The sequence below is a fragment of the Pseudenterobacter timonensis genome (assembly GCF_900021175.1).
Taxonomy (GTDB): Bacteria; Pseudomonadota; Gammaproteobacteria; order Enterobacterales; family Enterobacteriaceae; genus Enterobacter; species Enterobacter timonensis.
Window position 1 is genome coordinate 18718 of sequence record NZ_FCOP01000007.1, and the last position, 17203, is coordinate 35920.

18 protein-coding genes are annotated in these 17203 nt (G+C 53.8%); 17 read left to right on the forward strand and 1 reads right to left on the reverse strand.

Translation table 11 applies throughout. The annotated features are described in order from the left end of the window. Nucleotides 1–38: 38 nt before the first annotated feature. Nucleotides 39–665, forward strand: a complete 627-nt coding sequence (rsmG, locus tag BN3796_RS01100) for a 16S rRNA (guanine(527)-N(7))-methyltransferase RsmG (RefSeq protein ID WP_061706613.1) — start codon at nucleotides 39–41, stop codon at nucleotides 663–665. Between the two features lie 313 nt (nucleotides 666–978). Here the strand turns inward: rsmG and BN3796_RS20635 are convergent, their stop codons facing one another. Then, nucleotides 979–1134 (reverse strand): hypothetical protein, encoded by a 156-nt coding sequence (locus BN3796_RS20635; protein ID WP_155848008.1) that lies wholly within the window; start codon nucleotides 1132–1134, stop codon nucleotides 979–981. Nucleotides 1135–1278: 144 nt separating this feature from the next. On the opposite strand from BN3796_RS20635, the gene atpI reads away from it, so the two are divergent. The 16 genes from atpI to phoU all read left to right on the forward strand — a co-directional run bounded on the left by atpI (nucleotide 1279) and on the right by phoU (nucleotide 17133). After that, nucleotides 1279–1659, forward strand: a complete 381-nt coding sequence (gene atpI / locus BN3796_RS01105; protein ID WP_061706614.1) for a F0F1 ATP synthase subunit I — start codon at nucleotides 1279–1281, stop codon at nucleotides 1657–1659. Between the two features lie 8 nt (nucleotides 1660–1667). After that, nucleotides 1668–2483: a F0F1 ATP synthase subunit A gene (gene atpB, locus BN3796_RS01110; RefSeq protein ID WP_061706615.1), complete on the forward strand. Its 816-nt coding sequence runs from the start codon at nucleotides 1668–1670 to the stop codon at nucleotides 2481–2483. A 49-nt stretch (nucleotides 2484–2532) separates the two neighbouring features. Next, nucleotides 2533–2772: a F0F1 ATP synthase subunit C gene (gene atpE / locus BN3796_RS01115; RefSeq protein ID WP_000429386.1), complete on the forward strand. Its 240-nt coding sequence runs from the start codon at nucleotides 2533–2535 to the stop codon at nucleotides 2770–2772. Between the two features lie 57 nt (nucleotides 2773–2829). Then, nucleotides 2830–3300, forward strand: coding sequence for a F0F1 ATP synthase subunit B (gene atpF / locus BN3796_RS01120; protein WP_003862370.1), 471 nt, complete (start codon nucleotides 2830–2832; stop codon nucleotides 3298–3300). A 14-nt stretch (nucleotides 3301–3314) separates the two neighbouring features. Next, nucleotides 3315–3848: a F0F1 ATP synthase subunit delta gene (gene atpH / locus BN3796_RS01125; RefSeq protein ID WP_061706616.1), complete on the forward strand. Its 534-nt coding sequence runs from the start codon at nucleotides 3315–3317 to the stop codon at nucleotides 3846–3848. Nucleotides 3849–3860: 12 nt separating this feature from the next. Next, nucleotides 3861–5402, forward strand: a complete 1542-nt coding sequence (atpA, locus tag BN3796_RS01130) for a F0F1 ATP synthase subunit alpha (protein ID WP_061706617.1) — start codon at nucleotides 3861–3863, stop codon at nucleotides 5400–5402. A 50-nt stretch (nucleotides 5403–5452) separates the two neighbouring features. Further along, a complete protein-coding gene (gene atpG, locus BN3796_RS01135; protein WP_061706618.1) occupies nucleotides 5453–6316 on the forward strand; it encodes a F0F1 ATP synthase subunit gamma in 864 nt (287 codons plus the stop codon). 26 nt (nucleotides 6317–6342) lie between these two features. Next, nucleotides 6343–7725: a F0F1 ATP synthase subunit beta gene (gene atpD, locus BN3796_RS01140; protein ID WP_061706619.1), complete on the forward strand. Its 1383-nt coding sequence runs from the start codon at nucleotides 6343–6345 to the stop codon at nucleotides 7723–7725. 20 nt (nucleotides 7726–7745) lie between these two features. Beyond that, nucleotides 7746–8165, forward strand: a complete 420-nt coding sequence (locus tag BN3796_RS01145) for a F0F1 ATP synthase subunit epsilon (RefSeq protein ID WP_040077708.1) — start codon at nucleotides 7746–7748, stop codon at nucleotides 8163–8165. Nucleotides 8166–8794: 629 nt separating this feature from the next. After that, nucleotides 8795–10165: a bifunctional UDP-N-acetylglucosamine diphosphorylase/glucosamine-1-phosphate N-acetyltransferase GlmU gene (glmU, locus tag BN3796_RS01150; RefSeq protein WP_061706620.1), complete on the forward strand. Its 1371-nt coding sequence runs from the start codon at nucleotides 8795–8797 to the stop codon at nucleotides 10163–10165. A 236-nt stretch (nucleotides 10166–10401) separates the two neighbouring features. Then, on the forward strand, nucleotides 10402–12231 hold the full coding sequence (glmS, locus tag BN3796_RS01155) for a glutamine--fructose-6-phosphate transaminase (isomerizing) (RefSeq protein WP_061706621.1): 1830 nt from the start codon (nucleotides 10402–10404) through the stop codon (nucleotides 12229–12231). A gap of 323 nt (nucleotides 12232–12554) precedes the next feature. Then, complete coding sequence (gene pstS / locus BN3796_RS01160; RefSeq protein ID WP_061706622.1) at nucleotides 12555–13595, forward strand: phosphate ABC transporter substrate-binding protein PstS; 1041 nt, start codon at nucleotides 12555–12557, stop codon at nucleotides 13593–13595. A gap of 127 nt (nucleotides 13596–13722) precedes the next feature. Continuing rightward, nucleotides 13723–14682 (forward strand): phosphate ABC transporter permease PstC, encoded by a 960-nt coding sequence (gene pstC / locus BN3796_RS01165; RefSeq protein WP_061706623.1) that lies wholly within the window; start codon nucleotides 13723–13725, stop codon nucleotides 14680–14682. Then, nucleotides 14682–15572: a phosphate ABC transporter permease PstA gene (pstA, locus tag BN3796_RS01170; RefSeq protein ID WP_061706624.1), complete on the forward strand. Its 891-nt coding sequence runs from the start codon at nucleotides 14682–14684 to the stop codon at nucleotides 15570–15572. Before pstC ends, pstA begins: the two co-directional genes overlap by 1 nt. Nucleotides 15573–15619: 47 nt before the next feature. Then, the gene (gene pstB, locus BN3796_RS01175; protein WP_061706625.1) at nucleotides 15620–16393 is read left to right on the forward strand and encodes a phosphate ABC transporter ATP-binding protein PstB; all 774 of its coding nucleotides are present in this window, start codon (nucleotides 15620–15622) and stop codon (nucleotides 16391–16393) included. Between the two features lie 14 nt (nucleotides 16394–16407). Then, complete coding sequence (gene phoU, locus BN3796_RS01180; protein WP_061706626.1) at nucleotides 16408–17133, forward strand: phosphate signaling complex protein PhoU; 726 nt, start codon at nucleotides 16408–16410, stop codon at nucleotides 17131–17133. Nucleotides 17134–17203 lie beyond the last annotated feature (70 nt).

The window sequence follows — 17203 nt, forward strand, 5'->3', positions numbered from 1 at the left end:
GCGCCACCGGGCAAATTATTTCTCAACAGGTATTCACCGTGCTCAATAAACTTTCTCGTCTGCTGGAACAAGCAGGTATTTCGCTCACCGATCACCAGAAAAACCAGCTGGTGGCCTATGTCGATATGCTGAACAAATGGAATAAAGCGTACAACCTGACCTCCGTACGCGATCCCAACGAGATGCTGATTCGCCATATTCTCGATAGCATCGTCGTGGCGCCGTATCTGAACGGTGAACGTTTTATCGACGTTGGCACCGGCCCGGGGCTGCCAGGCGTTCCGTTGTCTATTGTCCGTCCGGAGAGCCATTTCACGCTGCTGGACAGCCTGGGCAAGCGCGTGCGCTTTTTACGCCAGGTCCAGCATGAGCTGAAGCTGGAAAACATCACGCCGGTGCAGAGCAGGGTAGAGGAGTTCCCGGCAGAGCCACCTTTTGACGGTGTGATCAGCCGTGCGTTCGCCTCGCTTAACGATATGGTGAGCTGGTGCAAGCACTTACCCGCTGAGAATGGCCGTTTTTATGCCCTGAAAGGGCAGCTGCCGGAGGAAGAGATCGCCAGTTTGCCGGAAGAGTTTTTCGTCGAAACGGTAGCAAAACTCCAGGTTCCCCGTCTCGAAGGGGAGCGACATTTGGTTATTATTAAGCCAAAAAAAGCTGAGTAAATATCAAAAAAATGTGGAATTTGTGCTGTTCTTATTGTGTTAAAAAAGCATAGCCGCCAGGAGATCGAAACGCAGTCAATTTAACCATATTGTTACTGCGTCTTTTCGATTGTTTAACCAGGCAGTGGTAGTTCACATTTTAGATAGTCAACAGCGAAAATATCAGCTTGCTAAAAATGGAAATTAGCAATGAATTGGCGCTGTTAAATTTTTATTAAAAATGTCAATGAAAGGTTTTTGTCGTATACCGGTCTGTTTTAAAAATAGTTGCCATAATTATTGTTTAATTTCAGTACGATGAATTACGACGATTTTATGGTTTGATAAATAAGACCTTAACTGAAATGGCTATTTTGTGATCCCGTGCACGCTTTGCCGTCAATGTTTCCGCGCTGTTTGCAGTTTTGCCGCGTGCCTGACGTTCCATGATAAAGTTGAAAAATAGCGCCGGGGAAAAATATTTAAACATTTATTCACCTTTTCGCTACTTAATGTTTGAAATCACGTGTGCGCCCCGTATAATTTGACCGCTTTTTGATGCTTGACTCTGAGCCTTAAAGGACGTTTTATACGACACGCGGCATACCTCGAAGGGAGCAGGAGTAAAAACGTGATGTCTGTGTCGCTCTTGAGTGGAAACGTTGCTCGTAAGCTTCTGTTCGTTCAGATACTGGCGGTGATAGCAAGTGGATTGCTGTTCTGCCTCAAAGACCCTTTTTGGGGCTTCTCTGCGTTATGCGGAGGATTGGCGGTAGTGCTGCCAAATGTGTTGTTTATGATTTTTGCCTGGCGTCATCAGGCGCATACACCTGCTAAAGGCCGTGTGGCCTGGACCTTCGCACTCGGTGAAGTCTGCAAGGTGTTGCTGACCTTCCTCCTTCTGGTGATGGCGCTGGCGGCTTTGAAAGTGGTATTTTTGCCGCTCATCGCGACGTGGGTTTTGGTGCTGGTGGTACAAATTCTGGCGCCAGCTGTAATCAACAACAAAGGGTAAAAGGCATCATGGCTTCCGAAAATATGACGCCGCAGGATTACATAGGTCACCATCTGAATAACCTTCAGCTTGACCTGCGTACATTCTCGCTGGTGGATCCGCACAACCCCCCGGCCACCTTCTGGACGCTCAATATTGACTCCATGTTCTTCTCGGTGGTACTCGGTCTGCTGTTCCTTGCCATGTTCCGCAGCGTTGCTAAACGAGCAACCAGCGGCGTTCCAGGGAAATTCCAGACTTTCATCGAAATGATTATCGGGTTTGTCCACGGTAGCGTAAAAGATATGTACCACGGCAAGAGCAAGCTGATTGCGCCGCTGGCACTGACCGTCTTTGTCTGGGTTTTCCTGATGAACCTGATGGACCTGCTGCCGATCGACCTGCTGCCTTACATTGGCGAAAACGTATTTGGCCTGCCGGCGCTGCGTGTGGTTCCGTCTGCTGACGTGAACATCACCCTCTCTATGGCGTTGGGCGTGTTCATCCTGATTCTTTTCTACAGCATCAAAATGAAAGGCGTAAGCGGCTTCGTGAAAGAGCTTACCTTGCAGCCGTTCAACCACTGGGCGTTTATTCCGGTCAACCTGATCCTGGAAGGCGTTAGCCTGCTGTCCAAACCGGTTTCTCTCGGTCTGCGACTGTTCGGCAACATGTATGCGGGTGAGCTGATTTTCATTCTGATCGCGGGCCTTCTGCCGTGGTGGTCACAGTGGATTCTGAATGTGCCTTGGGCCATTTTCCACATCCTGATCATTACGCTGCAAGCCTTTATCTTCATGGTTCTGACGATCGTCTATCTGTCGATGGCGTCTGAAGAGCACTGATTCTTTACCAACACTACTACGTTTTAATTGAAATAAACTGGAGACTGTCATGGAAAACCTGAATATGGATCTGCTGTACATGGCTGCCGCTGTGATGATGGGTCTGGCGGCTATCGGTGCTGCGATCGGTATCGGCATCCTCGGGGGTAAATTCCTGGAAGGCGCTGCGCGCCAGCCGGATCTGATTCCTCTGCTGCGTACTCAGTTCTTTATCGTTATGGGTCTGGTGGATGCTATCCCGATGATCGCTGTAGGTCTGGGTCTGTACGTGATGTTTGCTGTCGCGTAGTAAGTTGATTTAAAGAACCCTAAGCCACAGTTGTGAAATATTAAGAGGTATTGTGCTGTGAACATGAACGCAACAATCCTCGGCCAGGCCATCGCGTTTATTCTCTTTGTCTGGTTCTGCATGAAGTATGTATGGCCGCCTTTAATGGCTGCCATCGAAAAACGTCAGAAAGAAATTGCTGACGGTCTGGCTTCCGCAGAACGCGCTAAGAAAGATTTGGACCTTGCACAGGCCAACGCGACAGACCAGCTGAAAAAAGCGAAAGCTGAAGCCCAGGTAATCATCGAACAGGCGAACAAACGTCGTTCTCAGATCCTGGACGAAGCCAAAGCTGAAGCAGAACAGGAACGTACCAAGATCGTGACACAGGCGCAGGCTGAAATTGAAGCCGAGCGTAAACGTGCTCGTGAAGAACTGCGTAAGCAGGTTGCGATTCTGGCTGTAGCTGGCGCCGAGAAGATCATCGAACGTTCCGTGGATGAAGCTGCTAACAGCGACATCGTGGATAAACTTGTCGCTGAACTGTAAGGAGGGAGGGGCTGATGTCTGAATTTGTTACGGTAGCTCGCCCCTACGCCAAAGCAGCTTTTGACTTTGCCGTCGAACACCAGAGTGTAGAGCGCTGGCAGAATATGCTGGCGTTTGCCGCCGAGGTAACGAAAAACGAACAAATGGCAGAGATTCTTTCTGGTGCTCTGGCACCAGAAACGCTTGCCGAGTCGTTCATCGCCATTTGCGGTGAGCAGTTAGACGAAAACGGCCAGAACCTGATTCGGGTGATGGCTGAGAATGGTCGTCTGAAAGTGCTCCCGGATGTTCTTGAGCAGTTTGAGCACTTACGTGCCCTCAGTGAAGCCACCGTCGAAGTTGAAGTAACCTCTGCGAACGAACTGAGTAACGAACAGCTTGCGAAAATCACCGCCGCGATGGAAAAACGTCTGTCACGCAAAGTTAAGCTGAATTGCAAAATCGATAAGTCTGTAATGGCAGGCGTAATCATCCGTGCGGGTGATATGGTCATTGATGGTAGCGTACGCGGCCGTCTTGAACGCCTTGCAGACGTCTTGCAGTCTTAAGGGGACTGGAGCATGCAACTGAATTCCACCGAAATCAGCGAACTGATCAAGCAGCGCATTGCTCAGTTCAATGTTGTGAGCGAAGCGCACAACGAAGGTACTATTGTTTCTGTAAGCGACGGTGTTATCCGCATTCACGGCCTGGCCGAATGTATGCAGGGTGAGATGATCTCCCTGCCGGGTAACCGTTACGCTATCGCACTGAACCTGGAGCGCGACTCCGTAGGTGCGGTTGTGATGGGTCCTTACGCTGACCTCGCCGAAGGCATGAAGGTTAAGTGTACTGGCCGTATTCTGGAAGTGCCGGTTGGCCGTGGCCTGCTGGGCCGTGTGGTTAACACCCTGGGCGCGCCAATCGACGGTAAAGGTCCGCTGGATAACGACGGCTTCTCCGCCGTTGAAGCGATCGCACCGGGCGTAATCGAACGTCAGTCGGTCGATCAGCCGGTGCAGACCGGTTATAAATCCGTTGACGCCATGATCCCAATCGGTCGTGGTCAGCGTGAGCTGATCATCGGCGACCGTCAGACCGGTAAAACCGCTCTGGCTATCGACGCCATCATCAACCAGCGCGATTCCGGTATCAAATGCGTATACGTGGCTATCGGCCAGAAAGCGTCCACCATCTCTAACGTGGTGCGTAAGCTGGAAGAACACGGCGCGCTGGCGAACACCATCGTTGTGGTGGCTACCGCTTCTGAATCTGCTGCTCTGCAATACCTGGCGCCATACGCAGGTTGCGCAATGGGCGAATACTTCCGCGATCGCGGTGAAGATGCGCTGATCGTGTACGATGACCTGTCTAAACAGGCTGTTGCTTACCGTCAGATCTCTCTGCTGCTCCGTCGTCCGCCGGGACGTGAAGCATTCCCGGGCGACGTATTCTACCTCCACTCTCGTCTGCTGGAGCGTGCTGCGCGTGTTAACGCCGAATACGTTGAAGCCTTCACCAAAGGTGAAGTGCAGGGGAAAACCGGCTCTCTGACCGCGCTGCCGATTATCGAAACGCAGGCAGGTGACGTTTCCGCATTCGTTCCGACCAACGTAATCTCCATTACCGATGGTCAGATCTTCCTGGAAACCAACCTGTTTAACGCCGGTATTCGTCCTGCGGTTAACCCGGGTATCTCCGTATCCCGTGTAGGTGGCGCAGCACAGACCAAGATCATGAAGAAACTGTCCGGTGGTATTCGTACCGCGCTGGCGCAGTATCGTGAACTGGCAGCGTTCTCCCAGTTTGCATCTGACCTTGACGATGCAACCCGTAAACAGCTTGACCACGGTCAGAAAGTGACCGAGCTGCTGAAACAGAAACAGTATGCGCCGATGTCCGTCGCGCAGCAGTCTCTGGTTCTGTTCGCGGCAGAACGTGGTTATCTGGCGGATGTCGAACTGGCGAAAATCGGTAGCTTCGAAGCCGCTCTGCTGGCATACGTTGACCGTGATCACGCTCCGCTGATGCAAGAGATCAACCAGTCCGGTGGCTACAACGACGAAATCGAAGGCAAGCTGAAAGGCATCCTCGATTCCTTCAAAGCAACCCAGTCCTGGTAACGTCTGACGGCCTGTCTCAGGGCAGGCCGTAAGGCATTGAGGAGAAGCTCATGGCCGGCGCAAAAGAGATACGTAGTAAGATCGCAAGCGTCCAGAACACGCAAAAGATCACTAAAGCGATGGAGATGGTCGCCGCTTCCAAAATGCGTAAATCGCAGGAGCGCATGGCGGCCAGCCGTCCTTATGCAGATACCATGCGCAACGTGATTGGTCACCTTGCGAACGGTAATCTGGAATATAAGCACCCTTACCTGGAAGAACGCGACGTTAAGCGCGTGGGCTACCTGGTGGTGTCGACCGACCGTGGTCTGTGCGGCGGCTTGAACATTAACCTGTTCAAAAAAGTGCTGGCGGATATGAAAGCATGGTCCGATAAAGGCGTTCAGTGCGATATCGCAATGATCGGCTCTAAGGGCGTCTCTTTCTTTAACTCCGTAGGCGCAAACATCGTCGCGCAGGTGACCGGTATGGGTGATAACCCGTCCCTGTCTGAACTGATCGGTCCGGTTAAAGTGATGTTGCAGGCCTATGATGAAGGCCGTCTGGACAAGCTGTATGTTGTCAGCAACAAATTTATTAACACCATGTCTCAGGTTCCGACTATCACTCAGCTGCTGCCGCTGCCGGCATCAGAAGATGAAGAGTTGAAGCGTAAATCCTGGGATTACCTGTATGAGCCCGATCCGAAAGCGCTGCTGGATACCCTGCTGCGTCGTTATGTGGAATCTCAGGTTTATCAGGGTGTGGTAGAAAACCTGGCCAGCGAGCAGGCCGCACGTATGGTGGCGATGAAAGCCGCAACCGATAATGGCGGCAGCCTGATTAAAGAGCTGCAGTTGGTATACAACAAAGCTCGTCAGGCCAGCATTACTCAGGAACTCACCGAGATCGTCTCGGGGGCCGCCGCGGTTTAACCAGGTTATTTCGTAGAGGATTCAAGATGGCTACTGGAAAAATTGTCCAGGTAATCGGCGCCGTAGTTGACGTCGAGTTCCCTCAGGATGCCGTACCGCGCGTGTACGACGCCCTTGAGGTGCAGAATGGTAATGAGCGTCTGGTGCTGGAAGTTCAGCAGCAGCTCGGTGGCGGTATCGTACGTACCATCGCCATGGGTTCTTCCGACGGTCTGCGTCGCGGTCTGGATGTTAAAGACCTCGAGCACCCGATCGAAGTCCCGGTAGGTAAAGCAACCCTGGGCCGTATCATGAACGTACTGGGCGAACCGGTCGACATGAAAGGCGAGATTGGCGAAGAAGAGCGTTGGGCTATCCACCGCGCGGCGCCGTCTTATGAAGAGTTGTCTAACTCTCAGGAACTGCTGGAAACCGGCATCAAAGTTATCGACCTGATGTGTCCGTTCGCGAAGGGCGGTAAAGTAGGTCTGTTCGGTGGTGCGGGCGTAGGTAAAACCGTAAACATGATGGAGCTGATCCGTAACATCGCGATCGAACACTCCGGTTACTCTGTGTTTGCGGGCGTAGGTGAACGTACTCGTGAGGGTAACGACTTCTACCACGAAATGACCGACTCCAACGTTATCGACAAAGTATCCCTGGTGTATGGCCAGATGAACGAGCCGCCGGGAAACCGTCTGCGCGTTGCGCTGACCGGCCTGACCATGGCGGAGAAATTCCGTGATGAAGGTCGTGACGTTCTGCTGTTCGTCGACAACATCTACCGTTACACCCTGGCCGGTACTGAAGTATCTGCACTGCTGGGCCGTATGCCTTCAGCGGTAGGTTATCAGCCGACCCTGGCGGAAGAGATGGGCGTTCTGCAGGAACGTATCACCTCCACCAAAACCGGTTCTATCACCTCCGTACAGGCGGTATACGTACCGGCGGATGACTTGACTGACCCGTCACCAGCCACCACCTTTGCGCACCTTGACGCAACCGTGGTACTGAGCCGTCAGATCGCTTCCCTGGGTATCTACCCGGCCGTTGACCCGCTGGACTCCACCAGCCGTCAGCTGGACCCGCTGGTGGTTGGTCAGGAGCACTACGACACCGCGCGTGGCGTACAGTCCATCCTGCAGCGTTATCAGGAACTGAAAGACATCATCGCCATCCTGGGTATGGATGAACTGTCTGAAGAAGATAAACTGGTGGTAGCACGCGCACGTAAGATCCAGCGCTTCCTCTCCCAGCCGTTCTTCGTAGCGGAAGTCTTTACCGGTTCTCCGGGTAAATACGTTTCCCTGAAAGACACCATCCGTGGCTTTAAAGGCATCATGGAAGGCGAATACGATCACCTGCCGGAGCAGGCGTTCTACATGGTTGGTTCCATCGACGAAGCTGTGGAAAAAGCCAAAAAACTTTAACGCCTTAATCGGAGGGTGATATGGCAATGACTTACCACCTGGACGTCGTCAGCGCAGAGCAACAAATGTTCTCTGGTCTGGTCGAGAAAATCCAGGTAACGGGTAGTGAAGGTGAACTGGGGATCTTCCCCGGGCACGCACCGCTGCTCACCGCCATTAAGCCTGGTATGATCCGCATCGTTAAGCAGTTCGGTCATGAAGAGTTTATCTATCTGTCCGGCGGCATTCTTGAAGTGCAGCCAGGCAGCGTGACCGTTCTGGCTGATACCGCAATTCGCGGCCAGGATCTCGACGAAGCGCGAGCCCTGGAGTCCAAGCGTAAAGCGGAAGAGCACATTAAGAGCTCTCACGGTGACGTGGATTACGCACAGGCGTCTGCGGAGCTGGCCAAAGCGATCGCGAAACTGCGCGTTATCGAGTTGACCAAGAAAGCGATGTAACACCGGCTTGAAAAGCACAAAAGCCAGTCTGGTTATCAGGCTGGCTTTTTTTATGGCTGCGTTTCCACTTTTATGAAACTGAAATCGGGTTTTATTATTTTGTGATATTCGTCACAAAAATATTGATCGGTCAAATTTTGAGGTATAGACTTGTTTTGTGATGCAGGTCACATTATCAACGCCAACAAAATCAGGATGCCCCTATGAAACTGATCAATAAAATCATCGCTCTGTTCAGCAACATGAATTTCTCTTTCGGTACATTCAACCACTAATTTGCTGAACGCCGAGAGGCGCCGCGCTTACCGTTGTGTGATAAGCAACGCGCCATCTGGCGAAGTCCTGACTGTTCTTACTCCTCCCCTCCTCCCCTCCTCCCATAAAAGCTCTCCCGATCTTTATTCATAAGACGAAAAAATAGCTAACCTGTTGTGGTGTCTGACGAGTTGCTGCAAGAAAGCTATTTTCCGAAGGAAAAGTGATTTACTCTGACCGTAAAACTGGCCTGAAACGCCTGTCAGAAAGCGTTATTGCGTGTTTTAACAGCGTTCCATTTTATGCTGCAAAATATGTAGAATTTTCAACGTTAAAGGGTTTTACTTTCCACCTAAATTACAGTCAGGACGCGTATGTTGAATAATACGATGAGCGTGGTCATCCTTGCCGCTGGCAAAGGTACCCGTATGTATTCCGATATCCCAAAAGTGCTGCACACCCTCGCAGGAAAGCCGATGGTGCAGCATGTTATTGATGCGGCAAATGAATTAGGCGCGACTAACGTGCATCTGGTTTACGGTCACGGCGGCGATCTGCTTAAAAAAACGCTGCGTGATGACAATCTTAACTGGGTGCTCCAGGCAGAACAGCTTGGAACAGGCCACGCTATGCAGCAGGCTGCGCCGCACTTTGCCGATGACGAAGATATTCTCATGCTCTACGGGGATGTTCCGCTGATCTCCGTGGAGACGCTCTCCCGTCTGCGTGAAGCGAAACCGCAGGGCGGTATTGGTTTGTTAACCGTTGTGCTGGACGATCCCACCGGCTATGGCCGCATCACCCGCGAAAACGGCCAGGTGACGGGTATTGTCGAGCATAAAGATGCCACCGACGAACAGCGCCAGATTCAGGAGATCAATACCGGTATCCTGATCGCTAACGGCGCAGATATGAAGCGCTGGCTGTCGAAGCTGAACAACAACAACGCGCAGGGTGAATATTACATCACCGATATTATCGCGCTGGCGCATCAGGAAGGACGTGAAATTGCCGCCGTGCATCCGGCGCGTATTAGCGAAACGGAAGGCGTGAACAACCGCCTGCAGCTTTCCCGCCTTGAGCGTATTTATCAGGCCGAGCAGGCGGGAAAACTGCTGCTGGCGGGGGGCATGCTGCGCGATCCTGCACGTTTTGACCTGCGTGGCACCCTGAATCACGGGCGCGACGTGGAGATCGATGCGAACGTTATCATCGAAGGCAACGTGACGCTGGGCGATCGCGTCAAAATCGGCGCGGGCTCGGTGATTAAAAACAGCGTGATCGGCGACGACTGCGAAATTAGCCCCTATAGCGTGGTGGAAGATGCGCGTCTTGATGCGGCCTGCACCATCGGTCCGTTTGCGCGTTTGCGCCCGGGCGCCGAGCTGCTGGAAGGCGCGCACGTCGGTAACTTTGTTGAGATGAAAAAGGCGCGTCTGGGTAAAGGCTCCAAAGCCGGTCACCTCACCTATCTGGGCGATGCGGAAATCGGCGATAACGTGAACATCGGCGCAGGGACCATTACCTGCAACTACGATGGCGCGAATAAGTTTAAAACCATCATCGGTGACGACGTGTTTGTTGGCTCCGACACGCAGCTGGTGGCGCCTGTCACCGTCGGGAATGGCGCAACCATTGCCGCCGGAACGACCGTAACGCGCGACGTAGCGGATAATGAATTAGTGTTAAGCCGCGTGCCGCAGGTGCACAAGCAGGGCTGGAAACGCCCGGTGAAGAAAAAGTAACGGATTTACCCCTCACCCTGCCCCTCTCCCGCAAGGGAGAGAGGATCGTTCGGTGCGGTGTTTTTCTCCCTCGCCCCTTTGGGGAGAGGGCCGGGGTGAGGGGATAATATAATCCTCCCCCCAAAAGCAGTACCCATAAAAATAACCCCACTCTCTACAAGGCTCGGGGCGCCCGGAAAGGGCAAAACAGGTCAGCGACAACGCATGGCATATCGCCATAATCAGGAAATTTAACTATGTGTGGAATTGTTGGCGCAGTTGCGCAGCGTGATATTGCTGAAATCCTTCTCGAAGGTTTACGTCGTCTGGAATACCGTGGTTACGACTCTGCCGGTCTGGCCGTTGTCGATGCTGAAGGGCATATGACCCGTCTGCGCCGTCTCGGTAAAGTACAGATGCTGGCCCAGGCGGCGGAAGAACATCCGCTTCATGGCGGAACCGGTATCGCACATACCCGCTGGGCGACCCATGGCGAGCCGTCAGAAGGCAACGCTCACCCGCATGTTTCTGAACATATCGTGGTCGTGCATAACGGCATTATTGAAAACCACGAACCGCTGCGCGAAACGCTGAAAGCGCGCGGCTACACCTTTGTTTCTGAGACCGACACCGAAGTGATTGCGCACCTGGTTCACTGGGAGCTGGCGCAAGGCGGTACGCTGCGTGATGCGGTACTGCGCGCTATCCCGCAGCTGCGCGGCGCTTACGGTACGGTTATCCTGGACTCCCGCGATCCGGATACCCTGCTGGCGGCCCGCTCCGGTAGCCCGATGGTTATCGGCCTGGGCATGGGGGAAAACTTCATCGCCTCCGATCAGCTGGCTCTGCTGCCGGTGACACGTCGCTTTATCTTCCTGGAAGAGGGCGATATTGCGGAAGTCACTCGTCGCAGCGTCACCGTATTCGATACCAGCGCCGCTGAAGTTAAGCGTCAGGAGATTGAATCTAATCTGCAATACGACGCGGGCGATAAAGGCGCTTACCGTCACTACATGCAGAAAGAGATCTACGAGCAGCCGAACGCGATTAAAAACACGCTAACCGGCCGTATCAGTCACGGTGAAGTGGATCTGAGCGAGCTGGGCGCCAACGCGAACGACATGCTGGCGCAGGTGGAGCATATCCAGATTGTCGCCTGCGGTACCTCCTATAACTCCGGTATGGTTTCCCGTTACTGGTTTGAATCGCTTGCAGGCGTCCCTTGCGACGTGGAGATCGCTTCCGAGTTCCGCTATCGCAAATCCGCCGTGCGCCGTAACAGCCTGATGATTACCCTGTCGCAGTCGGGCGAAACGGCAGATACGCTGGCGGCGCTGCGTCTTTCGAAAGAGCTGGGCTACCTTGGCTCGCTGGCTATCTGTAACGTGCCGGGCTCCTCGCTGGTACGTGAGTCCGATCTGGCGCTGATGACCAAAGCCGGGACGGAAATTGGCGTGGCCTCCACCAAAGCCTTCACCACACAGCTGACCGTGCTGCTGATGCTGGTGGCGAAGCTGGCGCGTCTGAAAGGCCAGGATGCTGAAGTTGAGCATGAGATTGTTCATGGTCTGCAGGCGTTGCCGAGCCGCATTGAACAGATGCTTTCCCAGGACAAACGTATCGAGCAGCTGGCCGAAGATTTCTCCGACAAGCACCACGCTCTCTTCCTGGGGCGCGGCGATCAGTATCCGATCGCGCTGGAGGGGGCGCTGAAGCTGAAGGAGATCTCCTACATCCACGCCGAAGCCTATGCGGCAGGCGAGCTGAAACACGGTCCGCTGGCGCTGATTGATGCCGATATGCCGGTTATTGTCGTGGCGCCAAACAATGAGCTGCTGGAAAAATTGAAATCCAACATCGAAGAGGTTCGCGCCCGCGGTGGTCAGCTTTATGTGTTTGCCGATCGCGACGCTGGTTTTGTCAGCAGCGATAATATGCACATTATCGAGATGCCACACGTCGAAGAGGTGATTGCGCCTATCTTCTACACGGTTCCGCTGCAATTACTCTCCTATCACGTCGCGCTGATTAAAGGCACCGACGTCGATCAGCCGCGTAACCTGGCGAAATCCGTTACCGTCGAGTAATCCCTCCAGGCTCCACCTCCGGGTGGAGCTTTTTTACCCTGCCTGGTTTATTTATTTGCTCAATTCTTGTGCTTTTTTAATGATGTCACTTTGTCATCTTCAGCGACTTTTTTCGGTGTCATATAAAGAAAATAGTACTGAAAAAGTACTGTCATGTTTGTAGCTAAATATCTGATTATTATAAACTATTTTGCTGATTTTTAAGTGAAATTTTCTTTGTCATAAAACTGTCATATTTCGTACATTTAACTGTCACCTGTATGTCCTATTTTGCTCAACGTAGCAACTCAAACAACGATTTACGAAACCGTGCAGGAGACATTATGAAAGTTATGCGTACCACCGTCGCAACTGTTGTCGCCGCGACCTTATCGATGAGCGCTTTCGCTGTAAACGCAGCGGCAAGCCTGACTGGCGCTGGTGCAACCTTCCCTGCGCCGGTGTATGCCAAATGGGCAGATACCTACCAGAAAGAGACCGGAAATAAGGTCAACTATCAGGGTATCGGCTCCTCCGGTGGCGTTAAACAAATTACCGCGAATACCGTCGATTTCGGGGCATCCGACGCGCCGCTGTCTGACGAGAAGCTGGCTCAGGAAGGGCTGTTCCAGTTCCCGACCGTAATCGGTGGCGTGGTGCTGGCCGTGAACATTCCGGGCCTGAAATCTGGCGAGCTGGTGCTGGATGGTAAAACCCTGGGCGACATCTACCTTGGCAAAATTAAAAAATGGGATGACGAAGCGATCGCTAAGCTCAACCCTGGCCTGAAACTGCCGTCACAGAACATTGCCGTGGTTCGCCGCGCGGACGGTTCCGGCACCTCCTTCGTCTTCACCAGCTACCTGGCGAAAGTGAACGAAGAGTGGAAATCGAAAGTAGGCTCCGGCTCTACGGTTAACTGGCCGACCGGTCTGGGCGGTAAAGGCAACGACGGTATCGCCGCGTTCGTACAGCGTCTGCCTGGCTCTATCGGCTACGTAGAATATGCTTACGCCAAGCAGAACAACCTGGCGTACACCAAGCTGGTTTCTGCTGATGGTAAGCCGGTAAGCCCGACGGAAGATAGTTTCTCCAACGCCGCGAAAGGCGTGGACTGGAGCAAATCTTTCGCTCAGGATCTGACCAACCAGAAAGGTGACGACGTGTGGCCAATCACCTCCACCACCTTCATCCTGGTGCACAAAGAGCAGAAGAAGCCCGAGCAGGGCACTGAAGTGCTGAAGTTCTTCGACTGGGCCTATAAAAACGGCGGCAAACAGGCTAACGACCTGGATTACGCCAGCCTGCCGGAGAGCGTGGTTGAGCAGGTTCGTGCGGCATGGAAAACCAGCGTAAAAGACAGTAGCGGTAAACCGCTGTACTAACAGGATATTTTTGACGAAGATGGCGGGTGGCGCGTAGCGATCCCGCCCTACGGTTCATCCTGTAGGCCCGGTAAGCGCCAGCGCCACCGGGCATATTCGTAAGACGTCTCATAAAGAAGAGTAATTTATGGCTGCAACCAAGCCTGTATTTAACCCTCCGGGTAAAAAAGGTGACATGATTTTCAGCGCGCTGGTAAGACTGGCTGCGCTGATTGTGCTATTGCTGCTGGGCGGCATCATCGTCTCCCTGATTTTCTCCTCCTGGCCGAGCATTCAAAAGTTTGGTTTCTCCTTCCTGTGGACCAAAGAGTGGGATGCGCCAAACGATATCTACGGGGCGCTGGTGCCGATTTACGGTACGCTGGTTACCTCTCTGATCGCTCTGCTGATTGCGGTGCCGGTAAGCTTTGGTATCGCCCTGTTCCTGACGGAGCTGGCGCCAAACTGGCTCAGACGCCCGCTGGGGATCGCCATTGAGCTGCTGGCGGCTATTCCGAGTATCGTTTACGGCATGTGGGGGCTCTTTATCTTCGCGCCGCTGTTTGCCACTTACTTCCAGGAGCCGGTGGGCAACGTGCTTTCCGCCATCCCGTTTGTCGGCGCGCTCTTCTCCGGCCCGGCGTTTGGTATCGGCATTCTGGCCGCTGGCGTGATCCTCGCTATCATGATTATTCCCTACATCGCGGCGGTGATGCGCGATGTCTTTGAACAAACCCCGGTGATGATGAAAGAGTCGGCCTACGGTATCGGCTGTACCACCTGGGAAGTGATCTGGCGCATCGTTCTTCCGTTCACCAAAAATGGGGTGATCGGCGGCATTATGCTGGGCTTAGGGCGCGCGCTCGGTGAAACCATGGCAGTGACCTTTATCATCGGCAACACCTACCAGCTCGACAGCGCGTCGCTCTATATGCCGGGTAACAGTATTACCTCGGCGCTGGCGAACGAGTTCGCCGAAGCGGAGTCCGGTCTGCACGTTGCGGCGCTGATGGAGCTGGGGCTGATTCTGTTTGTGATCACCTTCATCGTACTGGCGATCTCTAAGCTGATGATTATGCGCCTGGCGAAAAACGAGGGGGCACGTTAATGACGACGCTTGAAATGCAACAGACGGCTCAGCTTGCGGAATCCCGCCGCAAAATGCAGGCGAAGCGCCGTTTTAAAAACCGTATCGCGCTGACGCTCTCGATGGCGACCATGGCGTTCGGTCTGTTCTGGCTTATCTGGATCCTGTTCTCCACCGTCACCCGCGGTATTGACGGAATGTCGCTGGCGCTCTTCACCGAGATGACGCCGCCGCCAAACACGGCGGGGGGGGGCCTGGCGAACGCCCTGGCGGGGAGCGGCCTGTTAATTCTGTGGGCGACCGTTTTTGGTACACCGCTCGGCATTATGGCAGGGATCTATCTGGCGGAGTATGGCCGCAAATCCCTGCTGGCTGAGGTGATCCGCTTTATCAACGACATTCTGCTCTCTGCCCCCTCGATTGTGGTCGGCCTGTTTGTCTACACCATCGTCGTGACCCAGATGGAGCATTTCTCCGGCTGGGCAGGGGTAATTGCGCTGGGGCTGTTGCAGGTGCCGATTGTTATCCGTACCACCGAAAACATGCTGAAGCTGGTGCCGGACAGCCTGCGCGAAGCGGCCTATGCGCTGGGTACGCCGAAGTGGAAGATGATCTCCGCTATCACCCTTAAGGCGTCGGTTTCCGGGATCATCACCGGCGTTCTGCTGGCGGTGGCACGTATCGCCGGGGAAACGGCCCCCCTGCTCTTTACCGCGCTCTCCAACCAGTTCTGGAGCACGGATATGATGCAGCCGATTGCCAACCTGCCGGTGACCATTTTTAAATTTGCGATGAGCCCGTTTGCTGAGTGGCAGCAGCTGGCCTGGGCAGGGGTGTTAATCATCACCCTGTGCGTATTGCTGCTGAACATTCTGGCGCGCGTCATTTTCGCGAAGAAGAAACACGGTTAAATTTTTACGGCGCGGCACATCGCGGCGCCGAATGAGGAAATGAGTCAATGAGTATGGTTGATACTGCACCGGGTAAAATTTCGGTTCGCGATCTGAACTTCTACTACGGCAAATTCCATGCCCTGAAGAACATCAACCTGGATATCGCAAAGAACCAGGTTACGGCATTTATCGGTCCGTCCGGCTGCGGGAAATCGACGCTGCTGCGCACCTTTAACAAAATGTATTCCCTCTATCCGGAACAGCGCGCCGAAGGTGAAATCCTGCTGGATGGCGAAAATATCCTTAACCATTCCCAGGATATCGCGCTGCTGCGCGCTAAAGTGGGCATGGTGTTCCAGAAGCCGACGCCGTTCCCGATGTCCATTTATGACAACATCGCTTTTGGCGTACGCCTGTTTGAGAAACTCTCTCGCGCCGATATGGATGAGCGCGTGCAGTGGGCATTGACCAAGGCCGCATTATGGAACGAAACCAAGGATAAACTGCACCAGAGCGGTTACTCTCTCTCCGGCGGTCAGCAGCAGCGTCTGTGCATCGCGCGCGGTATCGCCATTCGCCCGGAAGTGCTGTTGCTGGACGAGCCTTGCTCGGCGCTGGACCCGATCTCCACCGGTCGTATCGAAGAGCTGATCACCGAGCTGAAGCAGGATTACACCGTTGTTATCGTGACGCACAACATGCAGCAGGCGGCGCGTTGTTCCGACCACACGGCGTTTATGTACCTGGGCGAGCTGATCGAGTTTAGCGATACGGACGCGCTCTTCACCCGCCCGGCGAAGAAACAAACGGAAGATTACATCACAGGCCGCTACGGCTGATTGAGGAGTGCGCTATGGATAATTTGAACCTTAACAAACACATTTCAGGCCAGTTCAACGCTGAACTGGAAAGTATCCGCACTCAGGTCATGACCATGGGCGGCATGGTGGAGCAGCAGCTCTCCGATGCGATCACCGCCATGCACAACCAGGACAGCGAGCTGGCAAAGCGCGTCATCGAGGGTGACCAGAAGGTCAACATGATGGAAGTGGCCATTGACGAGGCCTGCGTGCGCATTATCGCCAAGCGCCAGCCAACGGCGAGCGACCTGCGCCTGGTGATGGCGATTATCAAGACTATTGCCGAACTGGAGCGCATCGGCGACGTGGCGGATAAAATTTGCCGCACCGCGCTGGAGAAGTTCTCCCAGCAGCACCAGCCGCTGCTGGTAAGCCTGGAGTCGCTGGGGCGTCACACCGTACAGATGCTGCACGACGTGCTGGATGCCTTTGCGCGTATGGATCTCGACGAAGCGGTACGTATCTACCGTGAAGACAAGAAGGTCGATCAGGAGTACGAGGGCATCGTGCGTCAGCTGATGACCTACATGATGGAAGATTCCCGCACCATTCCAAGCGTGCTGACCGCGCTGTTCTGCGCGCGCTCGATCGAGCGCATCGGCGATCGCTGCCAGAACATTTGTGAATACATCTTCTACTTCGTGAAGGGGCAGGATTTTCGTCACGTGGGCGGCGACGAGCTGGATAAGCTGCTGGCCGGTAAAGATCCGAAAGAGTAATCCGCGGTAATATGCCCGGTGGCGCTGCGCTTACCGGGCCTGCGAGCCCTGTAGGCCGGATAAGCGTTAG

What these genes read in the sequence shown, in the direction of transcription:
- atpA (WP_061706617.1), top strand. Translation starts at nt 3,861, where the DNA reads ATGCAACTGAATTCCACCGAAATCAGCGAACTGATCAAGCAGCGCATT.
- glmU (WP_061706620.1), top strand. Translation starts at nt 8,795, where the DNA reads ATGTTGAATAATACGATGAGCGTGGTCATCCTTGCCGCTGGCAAAGGT.
- atpG (WP_061706618.1), top strand. Translation starts at nt 5,453, where the DNA reads ATGGCCGGCGCAAAAGAGATACGTAGTAAGATCGCAAGCGTCCAGAAC.
- pstC (WP_061706623.1), top strand. Translation starts at nt 13,723, where the DNA reads ATGGCTGCAACCAAGCCTGTATTTAACCCTCCGGGTAAAAAAGGTGAC.
- pstS (WP_061706622.1), top strand. Translation starts at nt 12,555, where the DNA reads ATGAAAGTTATGCGTACCACCGTCGCAACTGTTGTCGCCGCGACCTTA.
- atpE (WP_000429386.1), top strand. Translation starts at nt 2,533, where the DNA reads ATGGAAAACCTGAATATGGATCTGCTGTACATGGCTGCCGCTGTGATG.
- pstB (WP_061706625.1), top strand. Translation starts at nt 15,620, where the DNA reads ATGAGTATGGTTGATACTGCACCGGGTAAAATTTCGGTTCGCGATCTG.
- pstA (WP_061706624.1), top strand. Translation starts at nt 14,682, where the DNA reads ATGACGACGCTTGAAATGCAACAGACGGCTCAGCTTGCGGAATCCCGC.
- atpD (WP_061706619.1), top strand. Translation starts at nt 6,343, where the DNA reads ATGGCTACTGGAAAAATTGTCCAGGTAATCGGCGCCGTAGTTGACGTC.
- glmS (WP_061706621.1), top strand. Translation starts at nt 10,402, where the DNA reads ATGTGTGGAATTGTTGGCGCAGTTGCGCAGCGTGATATTGCTGAAATC.
- atpI (WP_061706614.1), top strand. Translation starts at nt 1,279, where the DNA reads ATGTCTGTGTCGCTCTTGAGTGGAAACGTTGCTCGTAAGCTTCTGTTC.
- BN3796_RS20635 (WP_155848008.1), bottom strand. Translation starts at nt 1,134, where the DNA reads ATGTTTAAATATTTTTCCCCGGCGCTATTTTTCAACTTTATCATGGAA.
- atpH (WP_061706616.1), top strand. Translation starts at nt 3,315, where the DNA reads ATGTCTGAATTTGTTACGGTAGCTCGCCCCTACGCCAAAGCAGCTTTT.
- BN3796_RS01145 (WP_040077708.1), top strand. Translation starts at nt 7,746, where the DNA reads ATGGCAATGACTTACCACCTGGACGTCGTCAGCGCAGAGCAACAAATG.
- atpB (WP_061706615.1), top strand. Translation starts at nt 1,668, where the DNA reads ATGGCTTCCGAAAATATGACGCCGCAGGATTACATAGGTCACCATCTG.
- phoU (WP_061706626.1), top strand. Translation starts at nt 16,408, where the DNA reads ATGGATAATTTGAACCTTAACAAACACATTTCAGGCCAGTTCAACGCT.